The organism is Epilithonimonas hispanica, assembly GCF_003385395.1.
In the GTDB taxonomy this organism is placed as follows: Bacteria; Bacteroidota; Bacteroidia; order Flavobacteriales; family Weeksellaceae; genus Epilithonimonas; species Epilithonimonas hispanica.
This window is the reverse complement of record NZ_QNUG01000126.1, coordinates 1-815: the sequence shown is the minus strand read 5'-3', so window position 1 is coordinate 815 and position 815 is coordinate 1. Positions and strand designations below refer to the sequence as shown.

1 protein-coding gene is annotated in these 815 nt (G+C 38.2%); it reads left to right on the top strand.

Going from position 1 to position 815, the window contains the following annotated elements; all coding sequences use genetic code 11:
* A partial coding sequence (locus DRF58_RS18165; protein WP_157966754.1) for a transposase occupies positions 1-759 on the top strand: 759 nt, incomplete at its 5' end.
* Between the last annotated feature and the right edge of the window lie 56 nt (positions 760-815).

Here is an 815-nt window from a genome sequence, read left to right as displayed (position 1 = left end):
ACTTTTATGAGGCTAAAGGATGACCATATGCAAAACGGACAGCTCAAACCGGCCTATAATGCACAGATTTCTACCGAGAATCAGTTTATTGTAAATTACACGATCCATCAAGAGACCAACGACTTCAATACCCTGAAGCGTCATTTGGAGAATTTTGAGAAATTGTTCGGCAAAAAAAAACTCGGAGAATTGGAAGAACTCACTGCCGATGCGGGCTACGGAAGCGAGGAAAATTATGAATTATTGGAACAAAAAAACATTATTCCATTTGTAAAGTACAACACCTTCGATAAAGAGCAAAATGCCCATTATCAGGCGAAACACAAGACTTTCAGCAAAGAACACCTGCACTACAATCAGGAAAAAGATTATTACGTCTGTCCGATGGGTCAAAAGATGGAAAAAACGCACGTAAGCACTCGGAAAACCAAGACCGGTTATCCTCAAAAACTCTCCCATTATCAGGCTAAAAATTGTGATGGATGCCCAATCAGAGGCGTTTGCCACAGTTCCAAAGAAAACCGGAGCATTGAGCGAAACCATCATTTGGAAGATTACAAAGAAAAAATCCGGGAACTTCTAAACAGTGAAGAAGGCATTAAAAAAAGAAAACAACGGTCAGTTGAAGTAGAACCTGTGTTTGCACACCTGAAACATTGCAACAATTTTAAGCGATTCACACTTAGAGGTCTGAAAAAAGTAGAATTGGAGTTCGGATTACACGCTTTAGCACACAATTTAAGAAAGAAAGTTGCCTGAAGAGGACAACTTTTCACTTTTTCTTAAAATATTGAAAAACTTTTATAACAAAAAAA